The organism is Pinibacter aurantiacus, assembly GCF_019130065.1.
Taxonomy (GTDB): Bacteria; Bacteroidota; Bacteroidia; order Chitinophagales; family Chitinophagaceae; genus Pinibacter; species Pinibacter aurantiacus.
Genome location: NZ_JAHSPG010000015.1, coordinates 129,317 through 148,657 on the forward strand (window position 1 = coordinate 129,317; position 19,341 = coordinate 148,657).

The window sequence follows — 19,341 nt, forward strand, 5'->3', positions numbered from 1 at the left end:
TTTGCATTTTATCATATTTCTGCCGACCCTGGTGAATATGACAAAAATTTCCACCGAGCAGTTCTTTTTTAACCACTTTGTTCTTATTACACTCAACTTTCTCCTTTTTTACGTAACAGCCTTTCACGTTATGTCGCTGATTGGCTCGTTGCAGAAAAAATGGTTTTGGGTGCTGCTGGGTTCTTTGATTTTAACGATAGCATTCACCTATTTCAAATTCAGGCTTGAAGTCTATAATACCGATTACCTTTTAAGTAAAACCCCGTTTAATACTGGGTTACAAAGAAAAGCACCACCACAGCCACTTGGTTTTTTCAGCTATCGCTTCCGGAGTTATTTTCAACTTAACATTTTAACCAACTTTTCGATCGTTGTTGTTGGCTTTGCCTATCGGCTTTTGCTGAGTTGGCTTCAGGGAGAAAAAATCAGGAAGGACCTTGAAACTCAAAATCTCAGAACCGAACTGTCTTACCTGAAAATGCAGGTGAACCCGCATTTTCTTTTTAATGCACTGAACAACATCTACTCCCTTGCTGTAATAGAAGAAAGTACAAGAACAGGCAATAGCATTTTGAAGCTTTCTGAGCTCATACGGTATATGCTGTACGAAAAAGAGGATGACTCAAATAAAGTGAGTCTGCATAAAGAATTAAGGCACATTAACAGCTATATTGACCTGGAGAAACTGCGGCATTCGGAAGATGTGTATATCAATTTTTCAATAGAAGGCGATATTTCCGGCAAACGCATTGTGCCTTTACTGTTATTCCCGCTTCTTGAAAATTCATTCAAACACGGAATAATTACTGACTGTAAGAAGCCTGTGGTCATTGAGATGACCATAACTGATAAGGAGCTGAAGTTCCACATTGCCAACTACAACAACAACTATCAAAAAGATAAAGTGGGCGGAATTGGCTTGCAGAATGTAAGAAAACGGCTCGATCTTATCTACGCGAATAACTATACTTTCGACATTCAACACACGAATGATATGCATATCGTGAATTTAATTTTACCTTTATAGCAATAACGTCAAGTATGCTATGCTAAAGTGCACTATTATCGATGATGAACCCCTTGCAACTGCGCTGCTGGAAAATTATATCAGCAAGGTTCCTTTTCTTGAATTGGTCAAAACGTTTAACAACCCAATGGACGGTTTGATTGATTTCAACACTAACCCTGTTGACTTGATTTTTCTTGATATTCAAATGCCACAGCTGACGGGTATTCAGTTTATGAAGCTGCTGCAAAACCGTGCGCAGGTTATTATCACTTCTGCATACGAAGAATATGCAATTGAAGGTTTCGAGCACAATGTAACGGACTACTTACTTAAACCCATTTCATTTGAACGATTTTATAAAGGGGTTGAAAAGGCATACAACCTGACGAACCCAACGCAAAAAATAGAAGGCGCTCCCGAGCTGCATGCCCCAACCGGTGGCTACATTTTTATTAAGGTGGAAACTAAAATGGTACGAGTTGAGCTCGATGACATTTTGTTTATCGAAGGGCTAAAGAACTACGTTTCCATTTACACAAAAACACAGCGCATCGTTACGCTGCAGGTAATGAAACAATTGGAAAAAGTATTGCCTCCCAATCGTTTTGTAAGAATACACAAATCATACATTGTTGCGCTGGACAAGATCGTTTCAATCGAGCGGCAGGAAATTCACATTAAGGACCAAATCCTTCCAATTGGAGTTACTTACCAGGAAGGTTTTTTTAAATTGCTTGAGTCGAGGAAAGCCTAGAGATATGCGAAGTACGGTGTATGGTGTATGGTGTATGGTGTACGATATTCATCAAAATGATACTCTCTATTGCATTTCGTACACCATGCATCGTACCTCTCTAAAAATATACTCCAGGCACCAGATCTTCCAGTAATGAATTCTGCACCGGCTTCCAGCCAAGCGTTTTGCGGCTTTGCTCACTTGAGGCAAGGCAGTTAATGGATGCAAAATGCATGAACCAACCGAAATGAGCTTCAGCCTCTTTTCCATCTTTACTTACTGTTGGCAAATGCAGGCCTTCACCAATCGCCGTTGCAATCCTGCGAAAAGTAATGCCTTCTTCTGCAACTGAATGAAAGATTCTTTGCGCGGGCTGTTGTTCAATAATCAAACGATACATTACTGCTGCATCTAGGCGATGGACTGCCGGCCAGTGATTGCTGCCTTCGCCGATGTAAGCGGATACGCCTTTTTCTTTCGCCATTCCTATCACCATCGGCACAAAACCATGATCGCCTTTGTCATGCACTGTTGGCGGGAGTCTAACGATATAAGTTTTTACCCCTTGTTGTGCAAGGGCATTGGCCGCTTCTTCGGAGGCTGCACGTGGAGCAACATCTGAGGCGGGTGGATTGTCATTTTCTGTAAGTGCTTTGCCGTAGTTCATTATCCCCACTCCGGAGGTAATAACGAATGGCCGACCAGAACCAGCCAGTACAGAACCAATTGCAGTGATCACTTTCCGATCATCTTCGCAATTCTCTTTGAAGCGGCTAAAATCGTGATTGAACGCTGTATGAATGACCGCATCGCATTGTGAAGCGCCATTTTTAAGACTTTCCAAATCATTGAGATTGCCGCGATATACTTCTGCCCCAGTTTGGCTCAATGCTTCTGCAGCGGTGTCTGAACGAACCATTCCCAACACTGTGTGGCCAGCCTGCAAAAGTTCTCTAACAATGGCAGAACCAACAAATCCTGATGCTCCTGTAACAAATACACGCATATGATTGACTTAATTTTATGATGCAAATTTCAGTCACGCCGATTTGAAAAAAATGGTCATTTGACCAAAATTCCATCAACGATTTATTTGTGCATGACGGATACGTGTCAGCGTTTTTATTGAGATGCCGAGGTAAGCGGCAATCATGTGAAGAGGTAATCGTGCAAGCAGGTCAGGGTAATGTTGAACAAAGTCATTATACTTCTCTTCTGGTGTTGCGCTGAGAGATAGGAATAGACGTTGACGGCTGTTGTAGCTGCTTCCCAAAATCAGTTGCTGTGAAAAGGTCATCAATTCCGGCACCTCTTCCAGCAAGAGATCAAAATCTGTCTTCGTCCAAAGCAATACTTCACTTTTTTCTATGGCAGCAATATTGAATGATGAAGGGATTTGTTTGTTATAACTTTCCGCATCCACTATCCATGAATGCTCCTGCGAGAAGTACAAAATGTGCTCGCTGCCATCCGCCACTGTCCCAAAGGTTCGCAGCAAACCTTTTACTACAAATGTTTTATAACGGCATACTTGTCCTTCCTGTAGCAATAGCTCGTTGCGCTGAAGCATTCTCGGCATTGCCAGGGAACTTGCCCTTTCAATTTCTTCGCTGCTTAAGTTGGTATGCGTTTGTAAATATGTTTCGAATCCGGAAACCATAGACTGTTCAAAATTACATGATCCGGCGAGAATAATTTTCCTGTTTATTTGCCATAGCACTGTCTTTTTCGGTTGGAGATGTTTAAAGTTATTCAATGCCTGCGGTCAATAAGAAAAGCCCGCTTGCAATACGCCATGTTATCGCCACAAATATGAAGGCCTGTAAAAATCAATGATCTTACAGGCCTTGATACTTTAGCGTATTCGATCCGTTAATTATATCTTCTTATCCTGAACGAACAACTGAAATCATGCACCGCAGAATTATCAAATTCAATCAGTTTGCTACTGAACGACCCACTGATAAAACCTCCAATTTCACCGAATTCCGTAATGGTCAGGGGAATCTGTACTGGCCAATAGCCTCGACCGCTCGTAAATGCAGGGGAAAAAACTTCGGTTAGATAATGTGTACTACCAATTGTCTTGTTTCCGTCAAACTGAAAACTGATCTGTGGATTGTTGTTTACATTTCGACTCAAGGTTACGATCTGCGTACGAATATTTGTTGAAGTATCAGGAGTCATTGTAAGATAGTAGCCTCCGACAGTATCTGCCGGTTCTGTCAGGGAAGTAGTGACGCCGTCGATGGTGTAAGTAATATTTCCCATTGTGCTGGTGCCGCAAGCTGTTAAAGTACCAAGATTGTTCGTGCCTGCCGTTATTGTTATAACCTGCGGTGTGCCTTGAAGATTTGTTGCGTTGTCAACCGCCACAACATTTACTGAAAGATTACTACATGCAATTCCTGTAAAACTGAATGCGCCGTTTACCACGGGAATTCTGTTATAAAATCCATGATCATAAGTTTGAACGTATCCATTCTGCACAGGTTTGCTTGCGCAATTGTTCACAGAGCCGCTGATTGTCACAACGCTTTGTCCAATATTGCCCGTCACCTGGCCAAGATCTATATCAGTCGAGGTCGTTGTGAAATTTTGTGCATATGCAGCAATGGCGCAAGGTGTAAGTACCTGCAAAATAAGATTGCTATTTGCAAATACAGCACCACTGATATTACCGTCGGCATCTGTGTATCCAAAGCGACCATAACCCGCATTCAACGGCATGCCCGCAACGGTAACGCTCACGGGTACATGCGACAATGGATTGAGTGATGCATCAACGACCCTCGCTTTAAAATTAACAAGGGGAACACCCGCTGCCCCTGCCCAAAAAGAGAAGTGCGAAGTAGTACCGCAATATGTATTGTCTTTCTTAACCGCTGTACCTTCTTGCTTCCATAATCCTGTACCTTCATTAAATGACCACAACGTTATGGACTCTGGCGCTGATGCCGCAAGAGAAGACGAAATGGGAATGAAAATACTGGCAGTTTTCCCTTGCGCAATTTGTAATGCCTGACCGTTGTCGCCTGTAAGTTCTACTGCTACTGCGCCATAAGAACGCAATGCTTTCAAATGACCCACGCTATCTGTGGCACGACCGTCGCCGGGCATACCGGCCTGAAAATTCTCTGTCGCTGAGGGGTCAATATTTTTTATGGAAACGTGCACCTGCCCGGTGTAAGCACTGCTGGTTGCAGCAGCTACAACACCGTTTGCAGGCAATATGATTTTGCCCCCATCGTTCGTCGCGATCTCACCCCCGGATGCTGCGGAAACAACACCTGTCTCACTTTTTGTAAGCAATTGCATTCTCACAAATCCACTTTTATTTTTTTCAGGCACAAACGTTTTATACCCCATGAAATAACCTTTGCAATAGACTTTCACAACACCTGCCGCTGCGGGTACTTCAGTATTTGACAAAGAAAAATAACCATATTCATCTGTTAACATTTGTGAGCTTCCAACTGACACAGTCGCCATAGCAACGGGTTTGCCGGATTCATTCATCACATAACCAGAAATTGAAGTACTAATTTTAGAAATAAGATCCGGTGTAATCGGATCGGGCTCTTTAACAGAGGGTTGGTCATTTTTTCTGCAGCCGGTATTAAAGACAATGGCTAGCAGAAGGAGCGCTTTTAGGAGGTTTTTCATAACGTAAAAGGGTCAACGCTGTTGTAGCGTTGACCCCTGAACGAACTTTCTGGTTTTTTATTTTGCAAATTCCATCCTTCCTTCAACACCTACCCAAGATTCACTGCATAGTGCACATTACCGGTAACCTCTCTACTCAATACTCGAAAAACTATACTTGCCTGAACCCACTTTCAGCACCACATATCCTTTTTCTGTGCCGGCAACCTGGATGTCTTTTTGCGCAGCCAAAGCCTTTCCTCCTTCCATAACCTTGTCAGCATTTGTTGCGGGCACGTAAACCGTTGCAGTTGTATTTGCAGGAATTTCTACATCCAGTGTTAGTTTGTCATTTTCTTTTTTCCATTCTGCACTAAGTCTTCCATATGGTACCAAATAACTTGCTGAGGCTTGTGTGAAGCCGCCTCCAACATGCGGTTGAATGCGGATCTTTTTATACCCAACGCTATCTTCATCCAAACCAACCATTACGCGATACATCCAATCTCCTATCGCTCCGTATGCATAGTGATTGAATGAGTTCATTGTTTCGGACTGAAACGTGCCATCTGTTTTTATACCATCCCAACGTTCCCAAATTGTTGTGGCGCCCATCTTCACAGGATATAACCATGAAGGATAGCTTTCCTGCAGCAATAATTTATACGCAACATCGGAATAACCGAAACGACTGAGCACATGACAGAGATAGGGTGTTCCTAAAAAGCCTGTTGTCAAATGATTGTTGTATCGTTCAATATTTTTCACCAAACGATCTGCCGCTTGCTGGCGAAGGCTTTCAGGCATCATATCAAACTGAAGCGCCAATACATAAGAGGTTTGCGTGTTTGATATGGTAAGGCCATTGGGAGTAAGATACTCTCTTACAAATGCATCTTTAATATTTTTCAGCAACGCAGTATATTTAGCAACGTCATCTGTTTTACCCAATACTCCCGCTGCATTGATCAACAGTTGTGTGGAGTGTGCGTAGAAGCATTGTGCAATTAGATTTTTGTCCGTTACAGCAGAAGCTCCATCGGGATCGTTGTTACCAACGCTATAGAAAAGCCAGTCGCCAAAGTGGTTGCCATTTTTCCATAAATTATCAACTGCTTGCCCCTGCATATAACCTACCCACTTTTGCATACTTGGGTATTGCGCTTCTATAATTCTATTATCGCCATATGCGAGATAGAGGTTCCATGGAATAATCGTTGAAACGTCGGCCCAGCCTGTAGAACCGGCATCCCAATTAGCGAGGATATTGGGTATAACGTGCGGAACACGACCATCGGGCATTTGGTCAGCGGCAACATCTTTTAACCATTTCGTGAAGAAATTATTCGCGCCGCGTAAAAAAGTTGCTGTGCGTGAAAACACCTGTGCATCTCCCGTCCATCCCAGTCGTTCATCTCTTTGCGGACAATCAGTTGGCACATCTAAAAAGTTGCCTCGCAATCCCCACTCGATGTTATGCTGCAATTGATTGATCAGTGCATTGGAAGAATTGAACGTTCCCGTTTGCTCCATATCTGAATACAAAACAACGGCAGTGAAATTTTCAGGTTTTAATTCGCCGGGATAACCTTCTACTTTTATGTAACGGAAACCATGCCATGTAAAATGCGGTTCAAAGACTTCGTTTGCATTTCCTTGCAAAATATAATGATCCTGCGCTTTTGCATTCCTCAAGTTTTCTGTATAAAAATTCCCCGTTTTGTCTAACACCTCTGCATGTGATATTGTGATCTTATCTCCGGCCTTACCATTGGCATTCACTACAACCCAGCCCACCAGGTTTTGTCCGAAATCAATCACCTGTTCGCCCTTAGGCGTAGTGAAAATTTTTACGGGTTTAAATGTTTCATGTTTTTTAACCGGCTCGTTGTAAGTGGCTACCAGCAAATCTTTCGAAAAATCATTTACTTTAACGCTGCTCCATTTCTCATCATTATAGCCGACGGTTGCCCAACCTTTTTTATCAAGACGTGCATCAATTGTTTCTCCTGCATAAATGCCATTTGAGCGAATAGCGCCCGTTGAAGACTTCCAACTATCATCTGAAACGATTCGCTTTGTGGTACCGTCAGTGTATGTTATATCCAACTGAAAGAGTAAAGAAATATCTTTTCCATAATGATTTCTACCGTGGTCAAATGAAAAGGCTCCGCGGTACCAGCCATCGCCAAGCGTTACGCCAATGGCGTTTGTTCCTTTTTTTAGCAAATCAGTTACATCGTATGCCTGGTATTGCAAGCGCTTGTTATAACTTGTCCAGCCCGGTGTAAGATAAGCTTCCCCAATTTTCTTTCCATTGAGTTGCGCTTCATACAAACCATGTGCGGTAATGTATGCTGTGGCTTCTTTTATTTTTTTATCGCTTGCAAATTCTTTTCTCATCAACGGCGCTGCCCAAACACTATCTTCCTGGTAACCCGGGCTTATCCATGAAGCTTTCCAGTCTGCAGGTTGTAATAAGCCCATTTGAAAAGATGCCGGGGTACTCCATGCAGAAACCTTGTTGTTATTGTCCCAAACGCGAACCTGCCAGTAATAGTGCTTTCCGGCAACTAATGATGGCCCCTGGTATGCAACAAGAATGGATTGACCTGAAGAAATTCTACCGGTTTGCCATAACACTTTATTTTTTGTCAAACGTGCTTTGTCATCGCTTAGTTTTATTTCATAAGCGTTTTGCACAACATTTCTTTTCTCGGAAATAAGTTGCCAACTGAAGCGTGGCTGTGTAACATCTAACCCAACAGGATTTGTAAGACTCTCTGTTTTCAAGCGTTGCACGCTAACCTGTGCGTTTGCACACATAACAATTGCATGCAGTACAAAAAGGAGAAATGGTAGTTTCTTCATGGTACTGGTGAAAGTTAATTGAAAATTGAAAGTTGAAAGTTGAAAATGAACGGGAGGCAGAACGCAGTTTTTCATGATTGTCCTGATTTTTTAAATAGTATAACAAGATCATGAAAAATCTTGACAATCATGAGAATCTGCGTCCTGCTTTTTCTCATTTTCAATTTTCAACTTTCAATTTTCAATTTTCAATTAAACTAAATTATTCTGTTCTCAAACTTTTGACAGGATTGGCCGACGCGGCTTTGATTGCCTGGTATACGACTGTGACAAACGCAACAAACATAATGAGCAACAGCGGCAGGAAGAAAAACCAAAGGCCTATGCTGATATGGAATGCATAATCCTTCAGCCAGTTTTGAAGCAGTAAGTACGCAACAGGTATGGCGATCAATCCCGCATACAGCATGAGTTTAATGTAGTCTCTGGTAACGAGTGCGGTGATCTGTGCAATATTTGCACCAAGCACTTTCCTGATACCAATTTCCTTTGTTCGTTTGGCTATACTGTACAACGACAAGCCGAGTAAACCAAGATTGGCTATGATGATCGCAAGCACAGTGAACCACCAAAGCACTGTAGAGAACAATTGGTCATCTTTATATTGGCGATTGAAAAATTCATCGAGGAAAAAATACTGCAAGGGACTTTGGGGAAAAGCAGCGGACCACGTTTGCTTGGCGCGTTCGATTACCTGTTCAATATTACTTGTTTTTAACTTCAGGGAAAAATTGCCCATGTTAATATGCCTGTTAGGATAGTAAATAACAGGATCATAATTATATCGAAATGACTGCTGGTGATAATCGTTCATCACCCCTACGATCTTGCAAGTGGCTCCATTACTGGCTTTCAGCACCTGGTTGACCGCCTCGGAGGGTTTGGCAAAGCCAAATACCCTGGCTGCTGTTTCGTTAACGATAACGTTTACCGGCTTAGTTGAATCGTTGGTAAATGGCACGTCCTTGTCAAAATTTCTTCCCGCTAAAATACTCAATCCAAAATGCGGTATGAAAAGCTCATCGATACCAAAAGTTCTGCAACGCTTGTCATCATTGGAAGACAGCAACCTGAAGCCTTCGGTGCTTCCCACTTCGCCGCCGGGCACATCGGTAGAGGTGGTAACATATTCAACGCCGGGAATTTGCTGCAAATCGTTTATTGTTTTTTCAACAAGGGCAATCTTACTGCTATCCAGATCGACTGTTTGCTTCAACACAAGCGTTTGATCTATGTTGATCCCCAGATCACGGCTACTCATGAATTTTAGTTGTTTGTAAAAACCAATAGCACTTCCAATCAAAATGATGGCAATTGAATATTGAAGAATAACAAGCGTTTTTCTGAAGAACGCCTTGTCTTTTACGTTAGCAACTCCTGCAGCAGACTTCAGTGTTTGTACCGGTCTGAAAGATGACAACACAAACGCAGGATAAAAACCGGCAACCAATGTGCTGATAATAAACAACGCTGTGATGCCCAGCCAGAAAGCCCAACTCGTTGTTTGAAGGGCAGCGGCGTCCTGGCTAATGAGCCGGGCAAAGAACGGCAATGACAACTTGAAAAATACTATCCCCAAAACGATCGCTATCATGTTCACCAAAAATGTTTCGGCCAGGAATTGTCGCACCAGTTGTTGCTTCGATGCACCTACTACTTTACGCACGCCAACTTCTTTAGAGCGTTCCAACGAATGAGCTGTTGAGAGATTCACGTAGTTGATCAATGCTATCAGCAAAATGAATAGCGCCGCAATGCCCAAATATTTTAGGTACGAAAGGTTACCACTGCCAGCCATTTCATAATCGTAATCAGATTTTGTGTGAATGTCTTTTAGCGGTTGTATATTAAATGAAACGTTGTAGCCGCTCGTCTTCATAAGGTCTGCCATGTAACGCTCCGCAAACGCGGGCATTTTCTTTTGCAAAGCAGCAGCATCTGTTCCCGGCTTCAATAAAAGGTAGGTGTAAAAGTCGCTCCATGTCCAGCTGTCATTTGCTCTTCCTCCGGTGATCTGAATGTATTTATTGTAGTTAAGAAGAACGTGAAACTGCAAATGTGAATTGGCCGGAATTTCTTTCAACACCGCTGTTACTTTATAATCCTCATGATCATAGTGCAATAGTTTTCCGACAGGGTTTTCATTGCCGAAATATTTCTGAGCAGTGGAGTGTGTAATAACCGCATCATTCAATTCTGTAAACGCGCTGGCAGCGTCGCCTTTTTCAAAAGGAAAAGAGAACACTTTGAACACAGCGGGATCAACATAGTAAATCATCCCTTCTTCAAAGATCTTCTGATCCTCGTGTTGCATTACGCCCCAACGCTTTCTGAAACGCACCACTTCTTCTATTTCAGGAAAATCTTTTTTCATGGCTGGTGCAACGGAAGGAAATGTAAAAGCAAATGCTTGCGGCTTTCCGTTTGTTTCGCTGATCATCATTGGCACACGATAGATGCGATCTTTATTAGCATTGAACGTATCAAAACTGTATTCAAAACGCAGGTAGTGTACAATCAGCAAAAACGCTGCAATACCTATTGACAAACCAGATATATTGATGAATGAAAAAGTCTTGTTCTTGAGAAGATTTCTCCATGCAGTTTTAAAATAGTTCTTGATCATACGAGATTTTTTTAAGGCGAGATGCTATTGTGCATGGTGGTACTTGCCAAAAAAATGCCAATCGTTTTAAATACTGCAAGTCAATTGATTAGCGTAATTAATCTGAAACCATTGTCCGGTTTTGATACAATCGAACGTTCACTATTGAGCAATGACTGAATAACTGAATAACTGAATAACTGAACTTGAAAGTCAGCGTTGCATCAATAATTCCATTATTCAATTATTCGAATAGTCAACACTCATTATCTTCGGCCTTTCAACCGTTACCCCAATGAATCAGTCAAAAGTCTTTTTCTATCTAGCCATATTCAATGTATTGCTTGCTTTGACCGTTATAGCTGATTGCCACTTTCTTCCCCGAAAAATAATAAACGAAAAATTTGATTTCGTTTCGGGAGTAGAAAGCAGATCAAGAAGCAGCCACTATCACACCACCTACTTCGTTTGTAAATCCGGTAGAAAATACCAGGTGCCGGAAGATTTCCATTTTGAGCTAAATGGAGATTCAAGCCTGGCCGTTCAACAATCTGTCATTTTTCAAATTCCAATGACGATATCATCACCTTCTGCCTCCCTGCAGAACGAGTCAAGCATCAGTCAAATAGACATACCGCTGTTTTTAGGGGTAATAATTGGCTTGATAATTACTTCATTCTATGTAATAGTAAACAAAAGAACTATCTCAAGCTCTGGTTACGATTTTTTACTTTTCTGCATTGCTTTTTATGTTGGGTTCATTCTAATAGTTTTTTGGTAGAACACAATGACAATAGAGGAGATTACTATCTTTCTACACCTGCACTCGCTCATCACGTCCTCACCAGAGCCACCATTCAGCGCCAAACCCAATGTATTGCCCAAAGCTTTTGCTGCCGGTTTGTTGCAGATAATCGGAATAAAGATTGTCGCTGGCGAATTTGTTGTAGAAGGCGATTTCGTATATAAAGCGCAACTGCGGCCTGCTCCAGACGTCGCGTTTTGCGAAAGGCACTATGGTTGGAATGATGCCAAGTTTAAACATTGTAGCATAAGGTTGCGTGCCATCTTTTCGGGCTGCGTAGTTGGCCTCATGCATCAGGTGGAACCAATTGGTGATGTACCATGTTCCCCGGAAGCCGACGGCAATATCCGTTTTGCGGTTAAACACCATTCTGCCCATAAAGTCTGGGGCTTTATTGCTACTGTCAGCCGCGCCTTTACTATGGGTGTAAATGGCATAAGCATTCAGTGAATAATCGCGATTAAAGTTGGCCAGGAAATGTTCTGTCAGTGCAAGGGAAGACGCTTTTTTAAATTTCTGGGTACTAATATTTGGCGCGCCGTAGGTAAGAAAGGTCCTTGAACCACCGCCGTCCCCGCCATTTGCAATGCCATAGCCATATCTTATCGTAAGCTGCTGGAAAGAACCTGCCAGCAACTTCTTTAGCTCGATCTGATGCTTTACGCCCAACACAAAACCAAGATCTGCAGGATAACTGTAATTAGCTGTGTCGTTTTTTGAGGCATCGTTCAATTTGTGAAACTCGCCCATCAGCTTGAATTGTCCGTACTTGTTGAACAACTGCTGCTCTATGATGTAGACTTGCCTGCCGCGAAGTCCCAGCACCGGTGTGGTATCGCGAATGTTCAAATAAAAATAAGGAGGAACTGAACTATTGGTATCCACCGCGCCGGGCAGCATAACAGAAAATTGCGTGTTCTTATATTTGACACCAACTCCCTGGCTGCTATGATCGTCGAAGTGAAAATAGTCGATGATGTGTATGTCTCCGCCGCGAAAATAACGGGCACCGATCCACGCGGACCAGTTGGAACCGGCAATCTTTTTGGCCTCCACATATAGCTCCGGTATTGTAGTGGTGATGCTGCCGTAAGACTTTGAAGTACTGTTTCCAATCAATTGCCCTTGTGTGGGAAAGAACCCAAAGCGTATCTGTGCATCCAGCGTAGAAGTGTCTTTGTTTGCAGTGCCCGGAAAAAAATGGAAAGCGGTACCAAGCTCAAAATAGTCTCCCTGCTCGAGCCTGCCACCAATGGCACCCATGCCCTTCAAATTTAGACTGCGCCCTACTTTGCCGGTAACATCGGGCGCCCAGCCGACACCTACGCGGCCGTAGGAACCAATGGAAAAATACTTGTTTTGAATAACGGGCTCTTGTGCCGCCGCTGAAAACATCAGCATAATGGCATAACAGCCAAATATAACAGGCAAGATCGAACGGCGCATGGCGTGGGATTTGGTCTATTAACAACCCAGTTCGGATTGGGTTTAATTTCCGGAAAAAGATTTCAGGAAGGGCGGAGAGACTGAATAACTGATTAACTGAATAACTGAGTGGTTTGAATGAAACTCCCAAACTATCACTTGAAACATTCAGTTATTCAGTTAATCAGTTAATCAGTTATTCAGTTAATTCTCCCGGCAATATCCTTCGCTATCTTCATTGCATCCTGCGCTATTTCCCGTATCTGTCCTGTGGGGCTTATCCAGTAACCGCAGAAATACAATCCATCTTTTCCGAAATACTTTTGATGATCTACGCTCACCAGCAAGTCACCAAAACGCTCTTTTTCTACGTGAACGATTTTTTCGTTTATAGTGCGAAATCCAATAGCAGCAATGATCGCGTCAAACTTATCTACCCTTCCGTTTTTGAAATACACTATGTTGTCAGCAATGTGGTCAACCCCTCCCATCACCTGTATATTGCCTTGCCGGATGTGCTTGATCGTTCCTACATCAAGTACAGGCGCTTTATGATCTCTTTGTATTTGCGTCAAAGGTCCATATGGCATTTGCTGTAATCCAAGTTTGCCAATATCGCCTATCAACAACTTCATCAGTGGCTTGCTGATCAGGTCCGCAACAGGAGGTGGCAAAGGATTCAGTAAAATACTTAGCTCGAGCACAGGAATGCCGAGCACGTCCCGCGGCACTATGTTAACGCGTGAACGAACGGACATCACGGGCTTCGCTCCCTGCTCAAACAAGTCTATAGCTATTTCGCAGGCAGAATTGCCGAAACCAACCACCAACACCTTTTGTCCGCTAAAGTCTGCTCCTGTTTTGTATTCACTGCTGTGCACGATCTTTCCGGGAAATGTTTCCATCCCTTTAAAGAAAACAGTTCTGGGTTCGGCAAAAGCACCGGTTGCCATCACCACGTATTTTGATTCTATGACCTGTTTATCTGTCTGTGTGATCCATACGCCGTCAATTCTCTTTACGGAAAATGCTTCCGTGTTGAAGAGCGGCTCGATATTAAAAGCAGATTTGTATTCGTTTAAATATTCTATAACCTGTTGTCTCGCGGGATAGCGAGGAATATGATGATCAAATTTTTTGTATGGAAGATGCGAAAATTTTTTACTGGTGTGTAAATGTAAACGATCGTAGTGCCTGTGCCATGGAGCAGCAATGCAATCGCTTTTTTCAATAATAGCATATTCAATTCCCTGCTTTTGTAAAGAAGCAGCAACGGCCAAACCGGCAATGCTTGCGCCAATTACAAGCGTATTGATGACCATAGGAAACAATTAATAATGAATAAAGAATAATTACGAGGGAAGCATTCGTTATCGACGAGAGTCTGTGGTTTTTCGGGGCTTTATTGGCGTTGCTTTTCTTTCAATTATAACAAGATACAAAAGTTAGACAGATTTTATGCACACAAGTCTCCGAGCCTGGGATCACGCTTTCATTTTCCATATTTTTTGTGTAAATTCATGATACAGCGTGACCGGCATCATTGAGAACCCGACTAGTTTATCCGCTATTTACACTTCTTAAAACTAACGATCATGCATACGAAAAAACTGCCAGACAATTTCGAGTACATTCCTGAAATGTCCAACGACGACTTCTACCCACCTTTCCTGGTTGACAAATTAAAAAACGTCATCAAAGAAACAGTCGACCAACTTGAAAAAGGCAATCTCTCTAACAGAAATATCCAGGAATTGTTTGACAAGATGATCCTGAAAACAAATGACTTACAAGATGAGTTTTTGGAGCATGACAGCGAATTCGACACGACTGCCCTTGAATCTATAGAAATGACTGTTGATAGAATATTGAAACATTTTGAAATTACGCTGAACGTAGAGGAAGCAATCAGAGAGAGGGACTGGTGAAAAAATTGAGAGTTGAGAATTGAGAGTTGAGAGTTATTTGAAGAATAAGACTTAAACATTTTTTGATATCAGCAATAAGCCTTGTTTAAACTTTGCTTGCGACGCTCCGTTCAACAGAAGTAATTCTTATTATCGAGGTAATGTCGCCATAAAACTTATCAATAGATATCATCAGTTGAAGAGTGCGACGCAAGAAAAGCCCAATCGAAGCCGTACCGATGCCCCCAAAATAAAAAAGTCTGCATAATGCAGACTCTCAATTATCTATTCATTGTTTATCACAAAAACAACTCTCAACTCTCCCTTCTCCACTCTCAACTAAAACTGTACGGTACATACTCATTGCTAAAAGTTCCATCATCGTAAAGGTTCACCATTGCATATCCGTTCACAGTTTGGTAACGTTTTCCTTTCCACCAGTTGCCGCTTACAGCACCGTTGCTGATGTATGTTACACCATTGTAAATAATTTGCTCGTACAAATGAATGTGCCCGCTGAGGCAAAGTTTTACGTTGGGGAATTTATCAAACAGCTCCACAATTCTTGCTGCATCTATATGCATAGAACCAAGCCCCAAAACATAACCCTGATCTCCTTTCACTTTATTATCAACCACCACTGTTGCAGCAGACACAAGTGGTACATGCGAAGCAACAATAACAGGTGTTGTTGAAGGCACGGCAGCCAAATCTTTTTGCAACCAATCAAATTGTTCATCATCCAATACGCACTCATACCATGTGCCATCGTTCTTTGGCTGAATGCTATCCAATATAATAAAGTGCCAACCTGCTTTATCGAAGCTCCTGTATGGCTTCGCCAAACTCATTTTGTCCAGCGCATATTTCTTACCATATAAAGGATCTTCTTTTTGCCCGAAGCCCCAGCAATCATGATTGCCAATGCAATATTCGATTGGCAAACTGTTTTCCTGTTTCAATATATAGTTCCACAAGGTCCATTGCGTTTCGACTCTGTCCTTTGGTTGCTTCAATGCATCGAAGATGCAGTCACCTGTATTCAGGATAAAAGATGGCTTTTGCTTTTGCAATTGAATGCTATGCAAGCAACTTGCAAAACCCTTTGGTGCATTCATTTCCGGTTCTATGTGAACATCGGTAAGGTGTGCAAAGCGAAGTACTTGTTTCTTACCACCTTTATTGTCATTTGCAAAAGAAGTAAGTCCGGAAAAAGCAGGAAGCAATGAAAACAATCCCGCGCTTTTGAGTAGTGATCTGCGATTCATTGTATGTTGATGTAATGGTTAAAGCGCAAACTTATTAAGGTGTGAACCATGATTTGCGATACCGCTATTATCAAAAAATTATCTTTTTTACTTGCTATATTTATACAACAATTCAATCAACAATATTCAACCTAAAGGAACACTCTTATGTCATTTCAAGCGTACATCGATAACATCAAAGCCAAGACAGGCAAGTCTCCTGAAGACTTCAAAAAATTAGCGGAGAAAAAAGGATTCTTAAAAAAAGGAGAATTGCTTGCTACGGTTAAAGCGGGGCAAATTGTAGAATGGCTAAAAGAAGATTTTGAATTGGGTCATGGTCATGCAATGGCGATCTATGCAACATTTAAAGGAAAAACGGAATAACTCGTAGAGACACATGAAAAGGCGTCTCATGAATTTGTTACGTGCCCGAGAGAGACACATGAAAATGCGTCTCCCGAATTTGCTACGTGCCCGGGAGACGCATTTTCATGCGTCTCTACATTGATGATTTATTTACACCGTTCTTCCCATAACGGGATCTGTGAAACTTTCTTTTCCTGTTTCCACTCTTCCTGCAAAACGTTGCGCAAAACTTGCAAAACCATTTACCGAAACAGTAAAATCATGCCAGCCGAATGTCTTTTGCAGGTCCAAAACGATTTGTGTTCTACCCGGTGCAGCTTGTTTTTTTAATTGTTTTTGGTGATAACCGTTGTCCTGCAACACAACATCGTAAGTGTTAGCTGTGTGTTTGTTATTGATTGTCAGTTCAAGATTTCCCGTAGGCTTTCCTGTTAAGCGATTCAATTCATAACCCAACCAAATCTCCACCAATGGATCATTTGCATCACCAACAAACTCGCGATAGTAGCCGTTTGGTGCGCTTACCCGCAAATTATATTGACTGGCATCAAAAGATGCAAGCGGCCATTCGTATTCCAGTGTATCACCTGCTTTTGCAGCGAAAGACCAGTTCCTGTTCTCAGTGCCATTTTCATACACCACGGGTGTGTACACGGTAAATGGAGCACCCAAAGCATCTTTGCCAAACACCTTATTGGCAGCCTGTAACTTCATGCCAAATGTTTTACCATCTTTACTTATGCTGCCATGCACATACAATTCATATGGTAACGCACATGATTTACGAATGCCTTTCTCCTGCTCCGGTAGAATATTATGGCTGGCTCTATCTTTTGTTGTAGCTGCAATTTCCTCTGCAGTCAATTTTCTGAATCCATTTGGCATCTCCTTGAATTTTGCATTGTAGATGGTTTCTACAAATGCATCCCGTTGAAGAAACGGCAGCTTATCCTGAGCCGGATCAAACGGGGAGAAGACTGATGTAAGATTTCCGGAGATGGTTCGGCGCCACTCGCTGATGTTCTCCAGGTGAATATTCTTGTTGTACTTTCTATTGATGAATGTTTCAAGGAATTGTAATGTAGAAGTATGTTCAAAAACCTGCGAACATACTTTTCCACCACGGCTCCATGGTGAGGCAATAATCATCGGCACACGAAAACCAAGACCAATCGGCGCTTCACGGGCTTCCTTTTGTTTTACACCTTGAGCCAATTCATTTTCCAATCTCACAAATTCCACTTCTGTATCAATACCTGCAGAGCATTTTCCGGTTCCTGGTTTGTTGTTATCAGGAATAGAAAACGGAGGAATGTGATCGTAGTAGCCGTCGTTTTCGTCGTATGTAAGAATGAAAATTGTTTTCTTCCATACTTCAGGATTTTGTGTGAGAATATCTATTACTTCAGACACGTACCATGCCCCATACCAGGGCGCACTCGGGTGATCGGAAAAATTCTTTGGTCCCGCCAGCCATGAAACAGTTGGCAATTTGCCTTCCTGTACATCTTTGCGGAACTGGTATAAAATATCTCCAGCAGGAACGGTGGTTTTGCGCTGCACCCCATTATCATCATATTCGATTTCAGCAATGCTGCGATAGTTGGGATCAGCTGCATTTACCACAAACGCATTTTGATGCAATTGTTTTTGCATCGCAGAAAGCTCATTGAAATTTTTCTCATTGAAAGTTTTCAATTCTTCCTTAGCGGCTTGCAACACTTCCTGTTTTTTGGCTATCGTTTTCTCTGCCTTCTCTCCTGGCTTTTCGCCACCAATCGCCGCATTCTGCAGACTTTGAATTTCTGCTGAAAGCGTATCTACCTGAGTTTGTAAACGTTGCCTGTATCTTTCTATAAACTTTACATTGTAAGCTTCAAAAAATTCAAGATTGTTACAACCAAAGTTTCCGAGCCATGCTCCTTCATCTTCTTTAAAACCACCGGCGGCGCTTAATTCATTCTGGTAAAATTTCCACTTAACATTATTATTGGTAAGCAGCTCAGGAAATGTTTTCCATTTCTTGGCACCAAATGTATAATTGGGATTGCGAATGTTGGCTTTGGGTCTGCCGTCCTCAATATCATTGATCATTCCGCTCCAAAAGAACGCACGGTTTGGCGTGGTGCTTGACATTACCGAACAGAAGTTCTGATCGCATATGGTAAACGCATCTGCCAGCGCATAGTTGAAAGGAAGATCTTCTCTTGTATAGTGCCCAAGCGTTAAAGGCATATCTGCATAGCTATTATTGCCAGATCTTTTTGCCTTCAACCATCCGTCATGTTTACCGCCGTTATAAGCATCTACCTGGCTGGAGCGAACATGTGGCAGCGAGCCCATCCATGTAATTTTAGATTGTTTGATATCCAGTCTGAATGGTGCATAGATATCGCCATGTTTATCTGTTTGCAACCAAACAGGATTTCCGTTTGGCAGCGTAATGGCTCTTGGATCATTGAAGCCACGCACCCCCTGCAAACTGCCAAAGCAGTGATCAAAGGACCTGTTCTCCTGCATCAGAATCACCACATGCTCCGCGTCGAGATAAGTACTGCCCGGAGCAGGATCAATGTTAAGCGCTTTCTGTATAGATGCAGGAACCATTTGAGAAAGGCCGGTTGCACCGGAAAGCAGCATCGTTTTTTTTAGAAATTCCCGTCTGTTGTCCATGAGGAGTTTTAAGTTATGACTTTTGGGTTATGAGTTTTGGATTACAGGT

Annotated in this window: 14 protein-coding genes; 5 read left to right on the top strand and 9 right to left on the bottom strand. The window is 42.3% G+C overall.

Annotated elements, in window-relative coordinates:
* Positions 1-37 precede the first annotated feature (37 nt).
* Positions 38-1,027 (top strand): sensor histidine kinase, encoded by a 990-nt coding sequence (locus KTO63_RS19005; RefSeq protein WP_217793300.1) that lies wholly within the window; start codon positions 38-40, stop codon positions 1,025-1,027.
* Between the two features lie 19 nt (positions 1,028-1,046).
* On the top strand, positions 1,047-1,763 hold the full coding sequence (locus tag KTO63_RS19010; protein ID WP_217793303.1) for a LytR/AlgR family response regulator transcription factor: 717 nt from the start codon (positions 1,047-1,049) through the stop codon (positions 1,761-1,763).
* Positions 1,764-1,863: 100 nt separating this feature from the next.
* On the opposite strand, the gene KTO63_RS19015 is transcribed toward KTO63_RS19010, so the two are convergent.
* The 5 genes from KTO63_RS19015 to KTO63_RS19035 all read right to left on the bottom strand — a co-directional run bounded on the left by KTO63_RS19015 (position 1,864) and on the right by KTO63_RS19035 (position 10,887).
* On the bottom strand, positions 1,864-2,751 hold the full coding sequence (locus KTO63_RS19015) for an SDR family oxidoreductase (RefSeq protein ID WP_217793305.1): 888 nt from the start codon (positions 2,749-2,751) through the stop codon (positions 1,864-1,866).
* A 75-nt stretch (positions 2,752-2,826) separates the two neighbouring features.
* The gene (locus KTO63_RS19020) at positions 2,827-3,405 is read right to left on the bottom strand and encodes a Crp/Fnr family transcriptional regulator (protein ID WP_217793308.1); all 579 of its coding nucleotides are present in this window, start codon (positions 3,403-3,405) and stop codon (positions 2,827-2,829) included.
* A gap of 212 nt (positions 3,406-3,617) precedes the next feature.
* Positions 3,618-5,411 (bottom strand): carboxypeptidase-like regulatory domain-containing protein, encoded by a 1,794-nt coding sequence (locus tag KTO63_RS19025; protein WP_217793310.1) that lies wholly within the window; start codon positions 5,409-5,411, stop codon positions 3,618-3,620.
* Positions 5,412-5,543: 132 nt separating this feature from the next.
* On the bottom strand, positions 5,544-8,261 hold the full coding sequence (locus KTO63_RS19030) for a glycoside hydrolase family 78 protein (RefSeq protein ID WP_217793312.1): 2,718 nt from the start codon (positions 8,259-8,261) through the stop codon (positions 5,544-5,546).
* Positions 8,262-8,463: 202 nt separating this feature from the next.
* Positions 8,464-10,887, bottom strand: a complete 2,424-nt coding sequence (locus KTO63_RS19035; protein ID WP_217793314.1) for an ABC transporter permease — start codon at positions 10,885-10,887, stop codon at positions 8,464-8,466.
* 274 nt (positions 10,888-11,161) lie between these two features.
* Between KTO63_RS19035 and KTO63_RS19040 the strand changes: the two genes are divergently transcribed.
* Positions 11,162-11,647, top strand: a complete 486-nt coding sequence (locus KTO63_RS19040) for a hypothetical protein (protein WP_217793316.1) — start codon at positions 11,162-11,164, stop codon at positions 11,645-11,647.
* A gap of 60 nt (positions 11,648-11,707) precedes the next feature.
* Here the strand turns inward: KTO63_RS19040 and KTO63_RS19045 are convergent, their stop codons facing one another.
* Both KTO63_RS19045 and KTO63_RS19050 read right to left on the bottom strand, forming a co-directional pair.
* Positions 11,708-13,117: a carbohydrate porin gene (locus KTO63_RS19045; RefSeq protein ID WP_217793317.1), complete on the bottom strand. Its 1,410-nt coding sequence runs from the start codon at positions 13,115-13,117 to the stop codon at positions 11,708-11,710.
* 179 nt (positions 13,118-13,296) lie between these two features.
* Positions 13,297-14,418, bottom strand: a complete 1,122-nt coding sequence (locus KTO63_RS19050; RefSeq protein WP_217793319.1) for a flavin-containing monooxygenase — start codon at positions 14,416-14,418, stop codon at positions 13,297-13,299.
* Between the two features lie 273 nt (positions 14,419-14,691).
* On the opposite strand from KTO63_RS19050, the gene KTO63_RS19055 reads away from it, so the two are divergent.
* Positions 14,692-15,024: a DUF5713 family protein gene (locus tag KTO63_RS19055; protein ID WP_217793321.1), complete on the top strand. Its 333-nt coding sequence runs from the start codon at positions 14,692-14,694 to the stop codon at positions 15,022-15,024.
* 314 nt (positions 15,025-15,338) lie between these two features.
* On the opposite strand, the gene KTO63_RS19060 is transcribed toward KTO63_RS19055, so the two are convergent.
* The gene (locus KTO63_RS19060; RefSeq protein WP_217793323.1) at positions 15,339-16,271 is read right to left on the bottom strand and encodes a metallophosphoesterase family protein; all 933 of its coding nucleotides are present in this window, start codon (positions 16,269-16,271) and stop codon (positions 15,339-15,341) included.
* A 147-nt stretch (positions 16,272-16,418) separates the two neighbouring features.
* Between KTO63_RS19060 and KTO63_RS19065 the strand changes: the two genes are divergently transcribed.
* Positions 16,419-16,637 (top strand): DUF4287 domain-containing protein, encoded by a 219-nt coding sequence (locus tag KTO63_RS19065; protein WP_217793325.1) that lies wholly within the window; start codon positions 16,419-16,421, stop codon positions 16,635-16,637.
* Positions 16,638-16,769: 132 nt separating this feature from the next.
* Here the strand turns inward: KTO63_RS19065 and KTO63_RS19070 are convergent, their stop codons facing one another.
* On the bottom strand, positions 16,770-19,292 hold the full coding sequence (locus KTO63_RS19070; protein ID WP_217793326.1) for a phosphocholine-specific phospholipase C: 2,523 nt from the start codon (positions 19,290-19,292) through the stop codon (positions 16,770-16,772).
* Positions 19,293-19,341 lie beyond the last annotated feature (49 nt).

Excerpts from the sequence above, each read along its gene's own strand:
- KTO63_RS19055 (WP_217793321.1), top strand. The coding sequence starts at position 14,692 with ATGCATACGAAAAAACTGCCAGACAATTTCGAGTACATTCCTGAAATG.
- KTO63_RS19065 (WP_217793325.1), top strand. The coding sequence starts at position 16,419 with ATGTCATTTCAAGCGTACATCGATAACATCAAAGCCAAGACAGGCAAG.
- KTO63_RS19015 (WP_217793305.1), bottom strand. The coding sequence starts at position 2,751 with ATGCGTGTATTTGTTACAGGAGCATCAGGATTTGTTGGTTCTGCCATT.
- KTO63_RS19050 (WP_217793319.1), bottom strand. The coding sequence starts at position 14,418 with ATGGTCATCAATACGCTTGTAATTGGCGCAAGCATTGCCGGTTTGGCC.
- KTO63_RS19005 (WP_217793300.1), top strand. The coding sequence starts at position 38 with ATGACAAAAATTTCCACCGAGCAGTTCTTTTTTAACCACTTTGTTCTT.
- KTO63_RS19060 (WP_217793323.1), bottom strand. The coding sequence starts at position 16,271 with ATGAATCGCAGATCACTACTCAAAAGCGCGGGATTGTTTTCATTGCTT.
- KTO63_RS19025 (WP_217793310.1), bottom strand. The coding sequence starts at position 5,411 with ATGAAAAACCTCCTAAAAGCGCTCCTTCTGCTAGCCATTGTCTTTAAT.
- KTO63_RS19035 (WP_217793314.1), bottom strand. The coding sequence starts at position 10,887 with ATGATCAAGAACTATTTTAAAACTGCATGGAGAAATCTTCTCAAGAAC.
- KTO63_RS19020 (WP_217793308.1), bottom strand. The coding sequence starts at position 3,405 with ATGGTTTCCGGATTCGAAACATATTTACAAACGCATACCAACTTAAGC.
- KTO63_RS19070 (WP_217793326.1), bottom strand. The coding sequence starts at position 19,292 with ATGGACAACAGACGGGAATTTCTAAAAAAAACGATGCTGCTTTCCGGT.
- KTO63_RS19045 (WP_217793317.1), bottom strand. The coding sequence starts at position 13,117 with ATGCGCCGTTCGATCTTGCCTGTTATATTTGGCTGTTATGCCATTATG.
- KTO63_RS19040 (WP_217793316.1), top strand. The coding sequence starts at position 11,162 with ATGAATCAGTCAAAAGTCTTTTTCTATCTAGCCATATTCAATGTATTG.
- KTO63_RS19010 (WP_217793303.1), top strand. The coding sequence starts at position 1,047 with ATGCTAAAGTGCACTATTATCGATGATGAACCCCTTGCAACTGCGCTG.
- KTO63_RS19030 (WP_217793312.1), bottom strand. The coding sequence starts at position 8,261 with ATGAAGAAACTACCATTTCTCCTTTTTGTACTGCATGCAATTGTTATG.